The 16,284-nt window shown below is 70.5% G+C and carries 13 protein-coding genes and 1 pseudogene; 5 read left to right on the top strand and 9 right to left on the bottom strand.

Features of this window, described 5'->3' with window-relative positions; genetic code table 11:
- Positions 1-18 precede the first annotated feature (18 nt).
- From ELX43_RS15775 to ELX43_RS15750, 6 genes are all read right to left on the bottom strand, one after another.
- A complete protein-coding gene (locus ELX43_RS15775; RefSeq protein ID WP_127784241.1) occupies positions 19-1,917 on the bottom strand; it encodes a fumarate reductase/succinate dehydrogenase flavoprotein subunit in 1,899 nt (632 codons plus the stop codon).
- Complete coding sequence (locus tag ELX43_RS15770; protein ID WP_127784240.1) at positions 1,917-2,738, bottom strand: hypothetical protein; 822 nt, start codon at positions 2,736-2,738, stop codon at positions 1,917-1,919. The genes ELX43_RS15775 and ELX43_RS15770 overlap by 1 nt, the downstream gene beginning before the upstream one ends.
- Entirely contained in the window at positions 2,735-3,022 is a 288-nt protein-coding gene (locus tag ELX43_RS15765) for a hypothetical protein (RefSeq protein WP_127784239.1), read from the bottom strand. Before ELX43_RS15765 ends, ELX43_RS15770 begins: the two co-directional genes overlap by 4 nt.
- 69 nt (positions 3,023-3,091) lie before the next feature.
- Positions 3,092-3,793: a lysoplasmalogenase gene (locus ELX43_RS15760; RefSeq protein WP_127784238.1), complete on the bottom strand. Its 702-nt coding sequence runs from the start codon at positions 3,791-3,793 to the stop codon at positions 3,092-3,094.
- Positions 3,790-5,355: an NAD(P)/FAD-dependent oxidoreductase gene (locus tag ELX43_RS15755; protein ID WP_277601705.1), complete on the bottom strand. Its 1,566-nt coding sequence runs from the start codon at positions 5,353-5,355 to the stop codon at positions 3,790-3,792. The genes ELX43_RS15760 and ELX43_RS15755 overlap by 4 nt, the downstream gene beginning before the upstream one ends.
- Complete coding sequence (locus ELX43_RS15750; protein ID WP_127784237.1) at positions 5,352-5,942, bottom strand: TetR/AcrR family transcriptional regulator; 591 nt, start codon at positions 5,940-5,942, stop codon at positions 5,352-5,354. Before ELX43_RS15750 ends, ELX43_RS15755 begins: the two co-directional genes overlap by 4 nt.
- A gap of 77 nt (positions 5,943-6,019) precedes the next feature.
- On the opposite strand from ELX43_RS15750, the gene ELX43_RS15745 reads away from it, so the two are divergent.
- Positions 6,020-7,162 (top strand): acyl-CoA dehydrogenase family protein, encoded by a 1,143-nt coding sequence (locus ELX43_RS15745; RefSeq protein WP_127784236.1) that lies wholly within the window; start codon positions 6,020-6,022, stop codon positions 7,160-7,162.
- A gap of 90 nt (positions 7,163-7,252) precedes the next feature.
- Here ELX43_RS15745 and ELX43_RS15740 read toward each other — a convergent pair whose 3' ends face one another.
- From ELX43_RS15740 to ELX43_RS15730, 3 genes and pseudogenes are all read right to left on the bottom strand, one after another.
- Positions 7,253-7,639 (bottom strand): phage holin family protein, encoded by a 387-nt coding sequence (locus ELX43_RS15740; protein ID WP_127784235.1) that lies wholly within the window; start codon positions 7,637-7,639, stop codon positions 7,253-7,255.
- 62 nt (positions 7,640-7,701) lie between these two features.
- A complete protein-coding gene (locus ELX43_RS15735) occupies positions 7,702-8,955 on the bottom strand; it encodes a pyridoxal phosphate-dependent aminotransferase (protein ID WP_127784971.1) in 1,254 nt (417 codons plus the stop codon).
- 680 nt (positions 8,956-9,635) lie between these two features.
- Positions 9,636-11,816, bottom strand: a pseudogene (locus tag ELX43_RS15730) ((Fe-S)-binding protein); the annotation flags it as partial.
- A gap of 261 nt (positions 11,817-12,077) precedes the next feature.
- On the opposite strand from ELX43_RS15730, the gene dnaK reads away from it, so the two are divergent.
- The 4 genes from dnaK to ELX43_RS15710 are packed head-to-tail and all read left to right on the top strand — an operon-like array spanning position 12,078 to position 16,270.
- A complete protein-coding gene (dnaK, locus tag ELX43_RS15725) occupies positions 12,078-13,931 on the top strand; it encodes a molecular chaperone DnaK (protein ID WP_127784233.1) in 1,854 nt (617 codons plus the stop codon).
- Positions 13,928-14,632: a nucleotide exchange factor GrpE gene (gene grpE / locus ELX43_RS15720; RefSeq protein ID WP_241249287.1), complete on the top strand. Its 705-nt coding sequence runs from the start codon at positions 13,928-13,930 to the stop codon at positions 14,630-14,632. Before dnaK ends, grpE begins: the two co-directional genes overlap by 4 nt.
- Positions 14,633-14,648: 16 nt before the next feature.
- The gene (gene dnaJ, locus ELX43_RS15715) at positions 14,649-15,833 is read left to right on the top strand and encodes a molecular chaperone DnaJ (protein ID WP_127784232.1); all 1,185 of its coding nucleotides are present in this window, start codon (positions 14,649-14,651) and stop codon (positions 15,831-15,833) included.
- The gene (locus ELX43_RS15710; RefSeq protein ID WP_127784231.1) at positions 15,833-16,270 is read left to right on the top strand and encodes a helix-turn-helix transcriptional regulator; all 438 of its coding nucleotides are present in this window, start codon (positions 15,833-15,835) and stop codon (positions 16,268-16,270) included. Before dnaJ ends, ELX43_RS15710 begins: the two co-directional genes overlap by 1 nt.
- Positions 16,271-16,284: the final 14 nt, after the last annotated feature.

Here is a 16,284-nt window from a genome sequence, read left to right as displayed (position 1 = left end):
GGCCTTCCCGGACAGCGCTCATTGGTCCTCCCGGACGGTCTCGAGCTCCTCGTCGGTCAGGTACTTCGCGAGCTCCTCGCGGGTGAACAGCTCCTGCAGGTCCGGGCGCATCGGCTCCATCACCTGCTCGACGATGTCGACCTTGCCGTCCACGGCCGAGCAGAGCAGGTTCTTGCGCCGCCACTGGGGATCCATCGTCGGGAAGTCGTCCCGGGTGTGCCCGCCCCTGCTCTCCTCGCGCAGCAGGGCCGCCCGGGCCACGCACTCGCTGACCAGCAGCATGTTCCGCAGGTCCAGCGCCAGGTGCCAGCCCGGGTTGAACTGCCGGTGCCCCTCCACGGTCAGGTGCTCGGCACGGCCCTTGACCTGCTCCAGCCGGGACAGCGCCTCCTGCATCTCGTCGGCCTTGCGGATGATGCCGACCAGGTCGTTCATGGTCTGCTGCAGGTCCTGGTACAGCGTGTACGGGTTCTCCCCGCCGTCCTCCTCGAACGGGGCCAGCGCGGTCGCCGCCGCCGCGTCCACCGCCTCCTGCTCCACCTGCGGCCGCTGCCCGTCCAGCCGCTTCACGTGCTCGGCGGCACCGATCCCGGCCCGGCAGCCGAACACCAGCAGGTCCGACAACGAGTTGCCGCCGAGGCGGTTGGAGCCGTGCATGCCGCCGGAGACCTCTCCCGCGGCGAAGAGCCCCGGCGCCCCCACCGCGGCACCGGTGTCCGGGTCCACCTGCACCCCGCCCATCACGTAGTGGCAGGTCGGTCCGACCTCCATCGGCTCGCTGGTGATGTCGACGTCGGCGAGCTCCTTGAACTGGTGGTGCATCGACGGCAGGCGGCGCATGATCTCCGCGGCGTCACGCCGGGTGGCGATGTCCAGGAACACCCCGCCGTGCGGGGAGCCCCGCCCCTCCTTGACCTCGGTGTTGATCGCCCGGGCCACCTCGTCCCGCGGCAGCAGCTCCGGTGGGCGCTTGTTGTTGTCCGCGTCGTCGTACCAGCGGTCGGCCTCCTCCTCCGACTCCGCGTACTGGCCGCGGAAGACGGCGGGCACGTAGTCGAACATGAAGCGGCTGCCCTCGGAGTTGCGCAGCACCCCACCGTCGCCACGGACCGACTCGGTGACCAGGATTCCCTTGACCGACGGCGGCCACACCATGCCGGTGGGGTGGAACTGGACGAACTCCATGTTCACCAGCGTGGCGCCCGCGCGCAGGGCCAGCGCGTGGCCGTCGCCGGTGTACTCCCAGGAGTTGGACGTCACCTTGAACGACTTGCCGATGCCGCCGGTGGCCAGCACCACGGCGGGGGCGTCGAGGCGGAGGAACCGGCCGGTCTCCCGCCAGTAGCCGAACGCACCGGCGATGGCACCGGAGGGGTCGCGCAGCAGCTCGGTGACGGTGCACTCCTGGAACACCCGGATGCGGCTCTCGGCGTCGCCGGAGGCGGCCAGGTCCTCCTGCTGCAGCGACACGATCTTCTGCTGCATGGTGCGGATGAGCTCCAGGCCCGTGCGGTCGCCGACGTGGGCCAGCCGCGGGTACTCGTGCCCCCCGAAGTTGCGCTGGCTGATCCGGCCGTCCGGGGTGCGGTCGAACAGGGCCCCGTAGGTCTCCAGCTCCCACACCCGTTCCGGCGCCTCCCGCGCGTGCAGCTCGGCCATCCGCCAGGAGTTGAGGAACTTGCCCCCGCGCATGGTGTCGCGGAAGTGCACCTGCCAGCTGTCCTTGCTGTTGGCGTTGCCCATGCTGGCGGCGATGCCGCCCTCCGCCATCACCGTGTGCGCCTTGCCGAGCAGCGACTTGCACACCACCGCGGTGCGCATCCCGGACTCGCGGGCGGCGATCGCCGCCCGCAGGCCCGCTCCGCCGGCGCCGATGATCACCACGTCGAAGTCGTGCTGCTCCACGTCGGCAGCCATCAGTTCACCAGCCGCAGGTCGGTGAGCGTGCCCGAGGCCACCAGCGCGACGTAGCCGTCGGCGATCACCAGGGTGGCCAGGGTGATCCAGGCCAGCTCCATGTGCCGGGTGTTGAGCTTGGAGACCCCCGTCCACGCCTTGTACCGCAGGGGGTGGGCGGAGAAGTGCTTGAGCCGGCCGCCGATGAGGTGGCGGCAGGAGTGGCACGACGCCGTGTACGTCCACAGCAGGGCCACGTTGAGCACCAGGATCAGCGTGCCCAGCCCGATGCCGAAGCCACCGTCAGCGCCGCGGAAGGCGCGCGCCGCGTCGTAGGTGTTCAGCGCCGAGACCAGCACGGCGGCGTAGAAGAAGTAGCGGTGCACGTTCTGCAGCACCAGCGGGAGGCGGGACTCTCCGGTGTAGCGGGAGTGCGGCTCGGCCACCGCGCACGCCGGCGGGGACAGCCAGAACGAGCGGTAGTAGGCCTTGCGGTAGTAGTAGCAGGTCAACCGGAAGCCCAGCAGGAACGGCAGCACCAGCAGCGCGTAGGGCAGGAACGGCGGGAACTCCCCGAACCAGGTGCCCAGGTCGCGCGCGGCGGGGGCGCAGGAGGCGGACACGCAGGGGGAGGAGAACGGGGAGAGGTAGTGGTACTCCTCCACGAAGTACGCCCGCTGCGACGCGGTGCGCACCAGTGCGTAGAGCAACCAGGCGGTGAGCAGGGTGAAGGTGACCGCGGGCTGCAGCCACCACCGGTCCCGGCGCAGCGTGCGGGCGCGGATGGTGGCCCGGCCGGCCTCGGCGTCCCCCACCCCGGCGCGGACCGCCGAGCGGGTCACAGCCCCCTGCCGCCGTGGTAGCCGCCAATGCCCTCGTCGTCGACGCCCAGCCACATCGCGGGGTCCACCGGGGTGTCGTCGATGCGCTCCAGCGGGGGCCGAGTGGCCACCACGGGGGCGGGCAGCGTGTCCATCTCCGACAGGTCGAGGTCGATGCGGTCAACGTCGCCCATCAGCCGGCGCACGTGTGGGATGTCTCCGTAGCGCCCGCGCAGGTCGCCCACGCAGCTGCGCAGCTGCTCGACGGCGCGGTGGAGGGTGTGCAGCTCTGCGGTCTCGGTCATCAGTCGACTCCTCAGCAGCGTCGTGTTCGCCAGCCGAGTGTGGCCCACCGAGCAGTTGTGAGCAACATCTCACTTTCTGCGCGCGAGCTCCAGCATTCCCTCCACCAGCAGCAGCTGGGCGAGCACGTACGAGGCGAGGACGACGCCCTCCGCGGCGCTGCGACCAGCGCCGTTGGCAATCACCGTGCGGCGCACCGCGACCAGCGCGTCCGAGGCGGCGAACGTCAGTCCACCTGCGGCCAGCCAGGTGCGGGGGTCGCTGCGGCTGGGCAGCGGCAGCCCCAGCAGTCGAGGCGCTGCGGGGGCCAGCGCCGGGTCGGCGGCCAGGGTGGACGTGGCGCTGAGGGTGAGGCCGTAGGCGCCCAGGGGTGCTGCCACCTCCGGGGCGCGACGGGCCAGCAGCGCACCCAGGCCACCGCTCGCGGCCAGTCGGGGCAGGGCCGTCGCCAGGTGCGAGCGCGCGCCGTGGCGGCGCAGCACCCGCGAGTAGGCACCGTGCATGGCCGCGAACGCCGAGGCGCCCTGCACGATGCGAGCGTCGTCGTCGGGCTCGAGCATGTAGACGTCGCCCACCGTCGCGGCAGCGAGGCCGGCGAGCAGCAGCGCGGTGTCGGTGCCGCTGAGGTCGGCGCGTGCCCGCAGCACCCGGACGGCCAGCGACGGCCCGATCAGCGGCTTGGCCGCCCGCTGCAGCGCGGGGCGGTCGGTGAGCGCCCCCGCGACGGTCACGGCCGCCGCAGCGGCCAGCACCAGGTGCTCGGGGCGCCTCACGAGGCGGGGGTGACGTCGGCGGGGCGGGTGGTGGCTCGCTGGTTGGTGGCTTGCTGGGTGTTCGCGGCGACCAGCTGGTAGCGGCTGGGGTCGAACCGCTTGGTCAGCTGCCGGTAGCGCCAGGTGAACGTCGGCCACATGGCGGAGTTGCGCCCGCTGGCGTCGAGGTACCAGCTGGAGCAGCCGCCGGCGTTCCACACCGTGCCCTGCAGCTGGTCGTCGATCCGGGCGTTGTAGGCCTGCTGCTCGGTGGGCAGCACCTGCAGGGAGGACAGCTCGCGGCGGCGCATCAGGGCCAGGGCGTCGCTGATGTATGCCGCCTGGCTCTCCAGCATGTAGACGATGGAGCTGTGGCCCAGGTTGGTGTTGGGCCCGTACATCAGGAACAGGTTGGGAAAGCCCGCCACCGTGGTGCCCAGGTAGGCGTGCGGGCTGCCGGCCCAGTGCTCGGCCAGCGTCTGGCCGTCGGCCCCGCGCAGCAGGTGCGCCACCGGCGGCTCGGTGGGGGTGAACCCGGTGCCGAAGATGATGGTGTCGACGGCGTGCTCCACGCCGTCGTTGTCCACCACGCCACGCTCGGTGACGTGGTGGATGCCGCTGGCCACCAGGGTGAGGTCTGGTCGGGCCAGGGTGGGGACCCAGGTGTTGGTGAGCAGCACCCGCTTGCAGCCCAGGGTGAAGCTCGGAGTCAGGGCCTTGCGCTTGCCCTCGTCGGTGACGTGCTTGCGCAGGTAGCGCCGCGGCCACACGCTGATGATCGGCAGCAGCCGGGTCAGGTGGGCCAGCACCAGCACCAGCAATTCCAGGATGGCGTACACCCCGCCGCGCACCAGCTTCTGCACCAGCGGGACGCGACGGTAGAGCGCGCGGGTACGGGCCGATGGCGACCCGTCGGGCCGTGGGCAGGCCCAGGCGGCGGTGCGCTGGAAGACGGTGAGGTGCTCGGTGTCGTCGATGATCTCCGGCACGAACTGCACCGCGGAGGCACCGGTGCCCACCACGGCGACTCGCTCGCCGCGCAGGTCGTGGTCGTGGTTCCAGGTGGCGGAGTGGAAGGTGGTGCCGGTGAAGTCGGCCAGGCCGGGCAGCGCGGGCAGCTTGGGCTGGGAGAGCGTGCCGGTGGCGGCGATCAGCACCGTCGCCGTCAGCTCGCCCAAACTGGTGCGGACTCGCCACAGCTGGGCGTCGTCGTCCCAGGTGGCGCCCAGCAGCTCGCAGCCGGTGACCAGGTTGCGGCGCACGCCGGCACTGGTGGCGACGTTGCGCAGGTAGTCGAAGATCTCCGGCTGGCGCGAGTACGAGTGCTTCCAGTCCGGGTTGGGCGCGAAGGAGAAGGAGTACAGGACGCTGGGCACGTCGCAGGCCGCGCCGGGGTAGGTGTTGTCCCGCCAGGTGCCACCTACCTCGTCGGCGCGCTCGATCACCAGCACGTCGGCGTTGCGGTCGGCACGCAGCAGCTTGGCGGCCATGCCGATGCCGGCGAAGCCCGCACCCACCACGAGGGTGTGGACGTGGCCGGGCAGCGTGCGCGGGCGGGTGGGGGCGTTCTCGGTGGTGGTCACTGCTGCTCCAGCATCTCTCGCCAGGCGGCGAGCAGCCGCTGGCGACGTCGTTGCGCGGTGGCGGGGGAGTTGAACAGGACGGACATGCCCAGGCCGCGGACCAGCTCGATGGTGAGCTCGATCGTGGCGGCGTCGGCGGGGACCTCGAGCAGCTCGGCGCCCAGGGCGGTCAGCGCCTCGGCCACCTCCCGCTCCAGGGGCAGCAGCGCCGCGCGCAGCGCCGGGTCGGTGCGCGCGGCAACCCAGAGCTCGAGCGCGGCGAGGAACAACGGGCCGTCGAAGGCGTCGGCCAGCAGCTCCAGCGCCCGGCCGCGGTCGTGGTGCCCGCCCAGCTCCGCGCGGATCTCGGCCTCCCGCTTGCGGGCGAGGTGCTCGACCGCGGCGACCACCAGGGACTCCTTGGTGGGGAAGTGGTGCAGCTGCGCGCCCCGGGACAGCCCGGCGCGCGCGGCGATGCCCGGGGTGGTGGTGCGGGCGTAGCCCAGCTCCACCAGCGACTCCAGGGTGGCGTCGAGGAGCTTGGCGCGGGTGGTCGCCGTGCGCTCGCTCTGCGTGCGCGACGACTTCGGTTGCTGTTCAACAGGCACGTCTCTACCCTAAGGTGAACTCAACAAACAGTCCAACCTGCATTTAAGTCTGAGCACCCCGCCCCTGGAGGCATCCTGTGGATCGCACCATCTTCGAGCCGGAGCACGACCTCTTCCGCGAGTCGTACCAGTCCTTCCTCGCCCAGCACGTCGCGCCGTTCCACGACCAGTGGGAGGACGACGCGATCGTCGACCGCGAGCTGTGGAAGGAGGCCGGCAAGCAGGGCTTCCTCGGCATGGCGGTGGAGGAGTCCTTCGGCGGTGGCGGCGTCAAGGACTTCCGCTACAACGCGGTGGTGGCCGAGGAGCAGGCCCGCAGCGGGTTCAGCGGCCTGGGCTTTCCGCTGCACAACGACGTGGTGCAGCCCTACCTCACCGAGCTGGCCACCGAGGAGCAGAAGCAGCGCTGGCTGCCCGGGTTCTGCAGCGGCGAGCTGATCACCGCCATCGCGATGACCGAGCCGGGCACCGGCAGCGACCTGCAGGGCATCCGCACCAGCGCCAAGCGCGAGGGCACCGACTGGATCCTGAACGGGTCCAAGACGTTCATCACCAACGGCATCAACGCCGACCTGGTGATCGTGGTGGCGCGCACCAACCCCGAGGCCGGCGCCCAGGGCTTCAGCCTGCTGGTGGTGGAGCGGGACATGCCCGGGTTCAGCCGCGGCCGCAACCTCGACAAGATCGGCATGAAGGCGCAGGACACCGCCGAGCTGCACTTCGACAACGTGCGGGTGCCGGCGGAGAACCTGCTGGGCACCGAGGGCCTGGGCTTCGTCCACCTGATGACCAACCTGCCCCAGGAGCGGCTGTCCATCGCCGTGGTGGCGGCGGCGGCCATGGAGGGCGTGCTGGAGACGACGCTGCAGTACTGCAAGGACCGCAAGGCGTTCGGCAAGCCGATCGGCTCGTTCCAGAACAGCCGCTTCACCCTGGCGGAGCTGGCCACCGAGACCGCGGTCACCCGCAACTTCGTGGACCGCTGCATCATGGAGCTCAACGCGGGCAAGCTGACCGTGGCCGACGCCGCGATGGCCAAGTGGTGGAGCACCGAGAAGCAGGTCGGCCTGATCGACCGCTGCCTGCAGCTGCACGGCGGCTACGGCTACATGCGGGAGTACCCGGTGGCCAAGGCGTACATGGACTCCCGCGTGCAGACGATCTACGGCGGCACCACGGAGATCATGAAGGAGATCATCGGGCGCAGCATGGGCGTCTGACCCTCCCGCACCACGACGGCGCCGCAGCCGCACGGATCTCCGTGCCGGCCGCGGCGCCGTCGTCGTGTGGCGGGGCCTCGGGTGGGAGCGCTAGCGGCGGGAGTGCTCGGGCACCAGCGCGCCCAGCAGCCAGTTGACCAGCGAGACGATGAGGGCGCCCCAGAACGCGGCACCGAAGCCGGAGATGGTCAGGCCGTAGTCGGTGGCCTGGGAGATCCACGCCGTCAGCCACAGCATCAGGGCGTTGATCACCAGGGTGAACAGGCCCAGGGTGACGATCAGCAGCGGCAGCGACAGCAGCTTGACCACCGGGCGGATCGCCGCGTTGACCACGGTGAAGACCAGCGCGATGAACAGCACCACCACGACGTCCCAGCCCTGGCCGCGGCCGGAGGAGGCGATCTCGATGCCGGACACCCACTCGGCGGCCAGCCAGATGGCGACGGCGTTGATGACGAGACGAACCAGGAATCTCATCCGGGCATGTTGGCACACACCGACGGCAGCGCGGGCCTGCTGCCGGGAGACGCCACCCGGACCTACTGCGTGTACGACGCCAGGAAGTTGCCCAGCCGCTGGATCGCCTTGGACAGGTCTCGGGCCCACGGCAGGGTGACCACGCGCAGGTGGTCCGGCGCCGGCCAGTTGAAGCCGGTGCCCTGCACCACCAGGATCTTCTCGGCCAGCAGCAGGTCGAGCACCAGCTTCTGGTCGTCGTAGATCTCGTGCACCTGCGGGTCCAGCCGGGGGAAGGCGTACAGCGCACCGCGCGGCTTGACGCAGGAGACGCCGGGGATCTTGTTGAGCTCCTCCCACGCGGTGTCCCGCTGCTCCAGCAGCCGGCCGCCGGGCAGGATCAGGTCGTTGATGCTCTGGTACCCGCCGAGCGCGGCCTGGATGGCGTTCTGCGACGGCACGTTGGGGCACAGCCGCATCGAGGCCATCAGCGTGAGGCCCTCGAGGTAGCTGGCCGCGTGCGCCTTGGGCCCGGTCACCGCCATCCAGCCGGCGCGGTAGCCGGCCACCCGGTAGGCCTTGGACAGGCCGTTGAAGGTCAGGCAGAACACGTCCGGCGCCAGCGAGGCCAGCGGGACGTGCACGGCGTCGTCGTAGAGGATCTTGTCGTAGATCTCGTCGGCCATCAGCACCAGCCGGTGCTTGCGGGCCAGCTCCACCAGGCCGGTCAGCACCTGCCGGGTGTAGACCGCCCCGGTCGGGTTGTTCGGGTTGATCACCACCAACGCCTTGGTCTGCGGGGTGATCTTCGCCTCGAGGTCGGCGAGGTTGGGGTTCCAGCCGTCGGCCTCGTCGCAGAGGTAGTGCACCGGGGTGCCGCCGGCGAGGTTCACCGAGGCCGTCCACAGCGGGTAGTCCGGCGCGGGCACCAGCACCTCGTCGCCGTCGTCGAGCATGGCCATCAGCGACATGGTGATCAGCTCGGACACGCCGTTGCCCAGGTAGACGTTGTCCACGTCGAGCTCGGGGAAGCCCGCCTGCTGCTGGTAGTGCTGCACCACCGCGCGGCGGGCGGAGAGCACACCCTTGGAGTCGGAGTAGCCCTGCGCGGTGGGCAGGCCGGCGATGACGTCCTGCAGGATCTCGTCCGGCGCGTCGAAGCCGAACGGCGCCGGGTTGCCGATGTTGAGCTTGAGGATCCGGTGTCCCTCGGACTCCAGCCGCGCCGCGTGCGCCTGAACCGGTCCCCGGATGTCGTACAGCACGTTCCCCAGCTTGCGGGACTGGTTCAGCGCGCGGTGGCTGTGCGTCAGCAGAGTGCTGGGGGACTGGTCCACGTGGTTGCTCACCCCTACATAGTTGCACTCGGGTCCAGGCAATATTTTTCGGACATTTCCTGGGGCCGCTCCCGACCCTCTCCGGGGTGCCGGCCACTGACCGTGCCCGTGTCGACACTGCAGGTCAAGCGGCTGCTGCCCCCCGGTGCGGCACGCCGAAGTGATCGGCGTCTCAGATCGAAATTGCTTGTGTGCACGTGATTTTCGGGATGCGAACCGCTCGCCGTCGTCGCACACTGGGGCGCGAGCATCTCCACGAGAGCAGGACAGAGCCACCGGTCCAGCAGCGTGGCCGGAAGCAGTACGGGTGTGGCTTCGACCGTCAGGTCGTAGCCACACCCGTACTCGTGTGTCAGGCGCCTCGCGGCGCCGCCGGCTCAGCTCGCGTCGCCGTCCTTGCGGGCGGTTGCGGCGTCGTCGGGCTCCGGCGTGGTGCCGGTCCCGTTGGCCGAGCCACTCTCCTGCTCCGCACTGGCGCCGCTTCCGTTGGGCGACGCCTCGGTGCCCTCGGTGCCCTTGGTGCTCGGGTCGTCCGAGCCGTCGGCGGGCTGGGTGGCGGACTGCGCGGCGCCAGGGGCGTTGTCCTCGTCCGGCAGCGGGGTGCCGGTGGGCACCTCGTCGGTCGGCACGTCAGCAGGCTCCTCGGTGGCCAGGTCGCCAGCGCCCGGCTTGCGGTCGGCGGTGACGGACTCCAGCAGCAGCTGGGCCACGTCGACCACCTGCACCGACTCCGGCGCCACCTTGGTGTCCTGGCGCGCGGTCAGGCCGTCGGTCAGCATGACGCGGCAGAACGGGCAGCCGGTCGCGATCTTCGTCGGAGCGGTGGACAGCGCCTCGTCCACGCGCTCGAGGTTGATGCGCTTGCCGATGCGCTCCTCCATCCACATCCGGGCGCCACCGGCACCACAGCAGAGCGAGCGCTCGGCGTGGCGCGGCATCTCCCGCAGGGTGGCACCGGAGGCCCCGACCAGCTCGCGGGGAGCGTCGTAGACCTTGTTGTGCCGACCCAGGTAGCACGGGTCGTGGTAGGTGACGTCCTCGCCGACGCTGGCCACCGGCACCAGCTTCTTCTCCCGCACCAGGCGGTTCAGCAGCTGGGTGTGGTGCACCACGTCGTAGTCACCACCCACCTGCGGGTACTCGTTGCCCAGGGCGTTGAAGCAGTGCGCACAGGTGACGACGATCTTGCGCTTGCCCTTCTCCACACCCTCGAAGACGGAGTTGAGCACCTCGACGTTCTGCTGGGCGAGCATCTGGAAGAGGAACTCGTTGCCGGAGCGGCGCGCGGGGTCGCCGCTGCAGGTCTCCTCCGTGCCCAGCACCGTGTACTTCACGCCGGCGATGTGCAGCAGCTCGGCCACCGCGCGGGTGGTCTTCTTGGCGCGGTCCTCGAAGGCGCCGGCGCAGCCGACCCAGAACAGGTACTCGGCGTCGCCGAGCTCACCCTCGAAGACGGGCACGTCGAAGCTGAGGCCCTCGGCCCACGCGAGGCGGTCCTTGGCGTTCTGGCCCCACGGGTTGCCCTTGTTCTCCAGGTTCTTGAACAGCCCACCGAGCTCGGTGGGGAACTCCGACTCGATCAGCACCTGGTAGCGACGCATGTCGACGATGTGGTCGACGTGCTCGATGTCCACCGGGCACTGCTCCACGCAGGCGCCACAGGTGGTGCAGCTCCACAGCACCTCGGGGTCGATGACGCCGCCGTCGACCGCCTCGGCGATCAGCGAGCGGGCCGCCTCGTCCCGGGCGGCCTGCGGGACCGCGTCGAGCTTCGCCTGGTCGACGTTGCCCTCGCCGTCCACCAGGCCCACCTCGTCGCCGGCCATGTCGGTGGAGCCACCGGCCAGCAGGTAGGGCGCCTTGGCGTAGGCGTGGTTGCGCAGGGAGGTGATGACCAGCTTCGGGGAGAGGGGCTTGCCGGTGTTCCAGGCCGGGCACTGCTCCTGGCAGCGGCCGCACTCGGTGCAGGTGGTGAAGTCCAGCCACCCCTTCCACTTGAAGTCCTCGATCTTGCCGGCACCGAAGACGTCCTTGTCCGGGTCGGCCTCCTCGAAGTCCAGGGCCTTGCCCTGCGACATCATCGGCAGCAGCGCGCCGAGCGCGGGACCACCGTCGTCCTGGCGCTTGAAGTAGATGTTGAAGAAGGCGCTGAAGCGGTGCCACGCCACACCCATGGTGAGCGAGCGGCCGACGACGAGCAGCCAGATCATGCCGGAGAGCAGCTTGACCAGGGCCACGACGGAGACCGCGGTGGCGCTGTCCGGCAGCGCGTGCCCGATCGGGTTGGTGAGGAAGTTGGCCCAGTTCGGCGCGTGCTCGATGTCGCTGGCGACCTTGAACGCCTTGACGGCCAGGATCCCCAGGCCCTCGATGATGACCACGGCCTCGACGAAGTAGGCCTGCTTGAAGTTGGAGCCGCCGAAGCGGGACAGCCGGTCAGCGCGTCGCGGGTGGTTGATCTGCCGGATGATCACCAGCGCCAGGCCACCCAGCACCGTGCCCACACCGAGGATCTCGGTGAGCAGCAGGTACGGGGCCCAGTTGCCGATCAGCGGCCAGTGGAAGTGCGGGTCGAAGGTCTCGCCGTACGCCTCGAACCACGCGAGGCTGCCGATGAGGAATCCCCACATGACGAACCAGTGCGCAGGTCCCACGTTGCGCTTCTTGTTCATCTTGGTGTGGGCGACGACCTCCTTCGCCATCTGCGTGAGGCGGGCCGCGAGCGGACCGTTGCGGGTGGCGTCGGGCTGGCCCAGTCGGATGATCTTGATCATCTTGACCACGCCCTGGATGAAGATGTACCAGCACACAAGGCTGATGAGGACACCAACGGTGCCCATGGTGATCGTCAACGCGTTCATTGACCTGCAACCTTCCGTCGCGACAGTGCTCGGGTGACCCTACTTTGCGGTAGCCGCCTCCTTGCATACGGAGCGGGAACAGTCGTCACAGGTGGTGCGTTGAAGGATCCGCAGCGCCTTGAGCGGACCCGACTCAGGTTGGATTTGACCGAAGTGTCAGTGCTCAGGCAAACTTGAGCCGATCACGCTTAAGGTTGCCGTTCGCCGCGCGAGCGGGGACGCAATCGGTAACCCAGGACAGAACTAGTAGGAGGAACCACCATGGCTCGTGCGGTCGGGATCGACCTCGGTACCACCAACTCAGTCGTATCGGTGCTGGAGGGTGGCGAGCCCACCGTCATCGCCAACTCTGAGGGCTCGCGCACCACGCCGTCGGTCGTCGCGTTCGCGCGCAACGGCGAGGTGCTCGTGGGACAGCCGGCCAAGAACCAGGCTGTCACCAACGTGGACCGCACCATCCGATCCGTCAAGCGCCACGTCGGCACCGACTGGAAGGTGGGCATCGACGGCAAGGACTACACCTCGCAGGAGATCAGCGCCCGCACGCTGATGAAGCTCAAGCGCGACGCCGAGGCCTACCTGGGCGAGGAGGTCACCGACGCGGTGATCACCGTCCCGGCCTACTTCGAGGACTCCCAGCGCCAGGCCACCAAGGAGGCCGGCCAGATCGCGGGCCTCAACGTCCTGCGCATCGTCAACGAGCCCACCGCGGCTGCCCTCGCCTACGGCCTGGACAAGGGCGAGAAGGAGCAGACCATCCTGGTCTTCGACCTCGGTGGCGGCACCTTCGACGTGTCCCTGCTGGAGATCGGTGACGGCGTCGTCGAGGTGCGGGCGACCTCCGGTGACAACCACCTCGGTGGTGACGACTGGGACCAGCGGATCGTCGACTGGCTGGCCGACAAGTTCAAGTCCTCGCAGGGCATCGACCTGACCAAGGACAAGATGGCCATGCAGCGCCTGCGCGAGGCCGCGGAGAAGGCCAAGATCGAGCTGTCCTCCGGGCAGAGCACCTCGATCAACCTGCCCTACATCACCGTGGACGCGGACAAGAACCCGCTGTTCCTCGACGAGCAGCTCTCCCGGGCCGAGTTCCAGAAGATCACCTCCGACCTGCTCGAGCGCTGCCGCGCGCCGTTCAAGGCCGTGGTCAAGGACGCCGGCATCTCCGTGGGCGCCATCGACCACGTCGTGATGGTCGGTGGATCCACCCGCATGCCCGCCGTGACCGACCTGGTCAAGGAGCTCACCGGTGGCCGCGAGCCCAACAAGGGCGTGAACCCCGACGAGGTCGTCGCCGTGGGCGCCGCCCTGCAGGCCGGTGTGCTGCGCGGTGAGGTCAAGGACGTCCTGCTGCTCGACGTGACCCCGCTGTCGCTGGGCATCGAGACCAAGGGCGGCGTGATGACCAAGCTCATCGAGCGCAACACCACCATCCCGACCAAGCGGTCGGAGACCTTCACCACGGCCGACGACAACCAGCCGAGCGTGCAGATCCAGGTGTACCAGGGTGAGCGCGAGATCGCGGCGTACAACAAGAAGCTCGGCATGTTCGAGCTCACCGGCCTCCCGCCGGCGCCCCGCGGCGTCCCGCAGATCGAGGTCACCTTCGACATCGACGCCAACGGCATCGTCCACGTCAGTGCCAAGGACCTGGGCACCGGCAAGGAGCAGTCGATGGTCATCACCGGTGGCTCGGCCCTGAGCAAGGACGAGATCGACCAGATGATGAAGGACGCCGAGGCGCACGCCGAGGAGGACAAGAAGCGCCGAGACGAGGCCGAGGTCCGCAACCAGGCCGAGTCCCTCGTGCACCAGACGGAGAAGTTCGTCAAGGACAACGAGGAGAAGGTCCCGGCCGAGGTCAAGACCAAGGTCGAGTCCGCCATCGCCGAGGTCAAGGACGCCCTCGGTGGCACCGACACCGAGGCCATCAAGTCCGCGGTGGAGAAGCTGGGCACGGAGTCGCAGGCGCTGGGTGAGGCCATCTACGCCTCCGCCAACGCCGAGGCCGCCGACGGCCAGCCCACCGGCGGTGCCGACGGCGCCGACGACGTGGTCGACGCCGAGGTCGTGGACGAGCCCGACGACGCCAAGGAGGGTGACTCGAAGTGAGCCCCCGCGAGGAGGAGCACCGCGAGGAGCCCGTGCGGGTGACCGACCGGCGGCGGATCGACCCGGAGACGGGTCAGGTCCGCCCGCCGGGCGGCCCGGTGGACGAGGCCGACCTCGACGAGGTGGCCGTGGAGTACCACGACGCGGAGCCGGTCGGGGCCGAGGACGCGGTCGACAGCGGTGTCGAGGAGGGGGCTGCCGACGAGGGCATGGACCCGCTCCAGACCGAGCTGCTCGAGCGCACGGCCGACCTGCAGCGCGTCTCGGCGGAGTACGCCAACTACCGCCGCCGGGTGGAGCGCGACCGGCAGCAGGTCATCGGCACCGCCAAGGCGTCGGTGGTCTCCTCGCTGCTCGGCGTGCTCGACGACCTGGCCCGCGCCCGCAGCCACGGTGACCTGCAGGGCCCGCTCAAGGCCGTGTCGGACAAGCTCACCGACGCGCTGGTCGGCCAGGGCCTGGCGGCCTTCGGCGCGGAGGGCGACCCGTTCGACCCCGCGCTGCACGAGGCGGTCTCGCACGAGGGCTCCGGTGGCGAACCGGTGCTCAGCGCCGTGATGCGCCAGGGCTACCGGTTCGGCGACCGGGTGCTGCGCCCGGCGATGGTGGCGGTGTCCGAGGACCCCGTGCCGGACGCCGGCTCCGCCCCGGCCGAGGACGCTGCGGCGACCTCGGCGGTCCAGGACAAACCAGCAGAATGAGGGGAGGAGACGCCCAGTGAGTGCGCGGGACTGGATGGACAAGGACTTCTACGGCGAGCTGGGCGTCTCCTCCGACGCCTCCTCCGAGGAGATCAAGAAGGCCTACCGCAAGCTCGCTCGCGAGCTGCACCCGGACGCCAACCCCGGGGACGCCAAGGCGGAGGCGCGCTTCAAGGCGGTGTCGGAGGCGCACGGTGTGCTCTCCGACCCCGCCAAGCGCAAGGAGTACGACGAGGCCCGCAGCCTCTTCGCCGCCGGCGGGGGTCGCGGGTTCGGTGGTGGGCGCCCCGGTGCGGGGATGCCCAACGACTTCGACCTGAACGACCTGTTCGGCCAGGCCCGCAACGGCGGGTTCCAGGCCGACCCGGGCAGCTTCAACGACCTGTTCGGCGGGCTGTTCGGCAAGTCCGGCGGGCAGCAGGCGAGCCGTCCCCAGCGCGGGGGCGACGTGGAGACCGAGGTGCGCCTGGACTTCGCCGACGCCACCAAGGGTGCGGTGGTCCCGCTGCGGCTCACCAGCCCGGCGGCGTGCACCACCTGCCACGGCAGCGGCGCCAAGCCGGGCACCCACCCGCGCAGCTGTCCCACCTGCGGCGGAGCCGGCGTGGTCAGCCGCAACCAGGGGGCGTTCGGCTTCAGCGAGCCCTGCCGGGACTGCCGCGGCACCGGCTCGCTGGTGGACGACCCGTGCCCGGAGTGCCGGGGAACCGGCACCACCACGCGCACCCGCACCATCACCGTGCGAATCCCCGCCGGGGTGGACGACGGGCAGCGCATCCGGCTGGCCGGGCAGGGCGAGGCCGGCCTGCGCGGCGCCCCGGCCGGCGACCTGTTCGTCACCGTGCACGTCACCCCCGACCCGGTGTTCCGCCGGGACGGCAACAACCTCACCATCACCGTGCCAGTGAGCTTCGGCGAGCTGGCGCTGGGCACCACGCTGTCGGTGCCCACGCTGGACGGCCGGGTGAAGATGAAGGTCCCCGCCGGCTCGGCCAACGGCCGGGTGCTGCGCCTGCGCGGCCGCGGGGTGAGCAAGCGCGACGGCCAGGCCGGTGACCTGCTGGTCACCCTGGAGGCGGCGGTGCCCCCGACGCTGAGCCCCGAGGCCCAGCAGGCGCTGCAGGCCTACGTCGAGGCCGAGCGCGCCAGCGGGTTCGACCCGCGAGCACGCTGGGCGGGCGCGATGGCGGGCGATCGCTGATGGCCGGGCCCGGACCCACCCCGGGGCCCTCGCCGTCCATGGACCCCGACGCCCGGGTCTTCGTGATCAGCGTGGCTGCCGAGCTGGCGGGCATGCACGCCCAGACCCTGCGCACCTACGACCGGCTCGGCCTGGTCACCCCGCACCGCAGCCCCGGCGGCGGGCGTCGCTACTCCCCACGAGACGTGGCGCTGCTGCGCGAGGTGCAGCGGCTGTCCCAGGACGACGGGGTGAACCTCGCCGGCATCAAGCGCATCATCGAGCTGACCGAGCAGGTGACGGCGCTGCAGGACCAGGTGGAGGAGCTCACTGACGAGCTCGAGCGCACCCGCGCCTCCGCCGAGCAGGCCACCGCCGGCGTGCACGCCAGCTACCGGCGCGACCTGGTGCCGGTGCGCCGCTCCACCGCCGTGGTGGTCTGGAAGCCGCGCCGGTAGCTGCGCCGGCTCCC

The sequence above is a fragment of the Rhodococcus sp. X156 genome (assembly GCF_004006015.1).
Lineage (GTDB): Bacteria > Actinomycetota > Actinomycetes > Mycobacteriales > Mycobacteriaceae > X156.
This window is presented reverse-complemented; position numbering and strand designations above follow the sequence as displayed.

Bases quoted from the DNA above. Each gene is read 5' to 3' on its own strand.
- ELX43_RS15765 (WP_127784239.1), bottom strand. From the start codon at position 3,022: ATGACCGAGACCGCAGAGCTGCACACCCTCCACCGCGCCGTCGAGCAG.
- dnaK (WP_127784233.1), top strand. From the start codon at position 12,078: ATGGCTCGTGCGGTCGGGATCGACCTCGGTACCACCAACTCAGTCGTA.
- ELX43_RS15740 (WP_127784235.1), bottom strand. From the start codon at position 7,639: ATGAGATTCCTGGTTCGTCTCGTCATCAACGCCGTCGCCATCTGGCTG.
- ELX43_RS15710 (WP_127784231.1), top strand. From the start codon at position 15,833: ATGGCCGGGCCCGGACCCACCCCGGGGCCCTCGCCGTCCATGGACCCC.
- ELX43_RS15775 (WP_127784241.1), bottom strand. From the start codon at position 1,917: ATGGCTGCCGACGTGGAGCAGCACGACTTCGACGTGGTGATCATCGGC.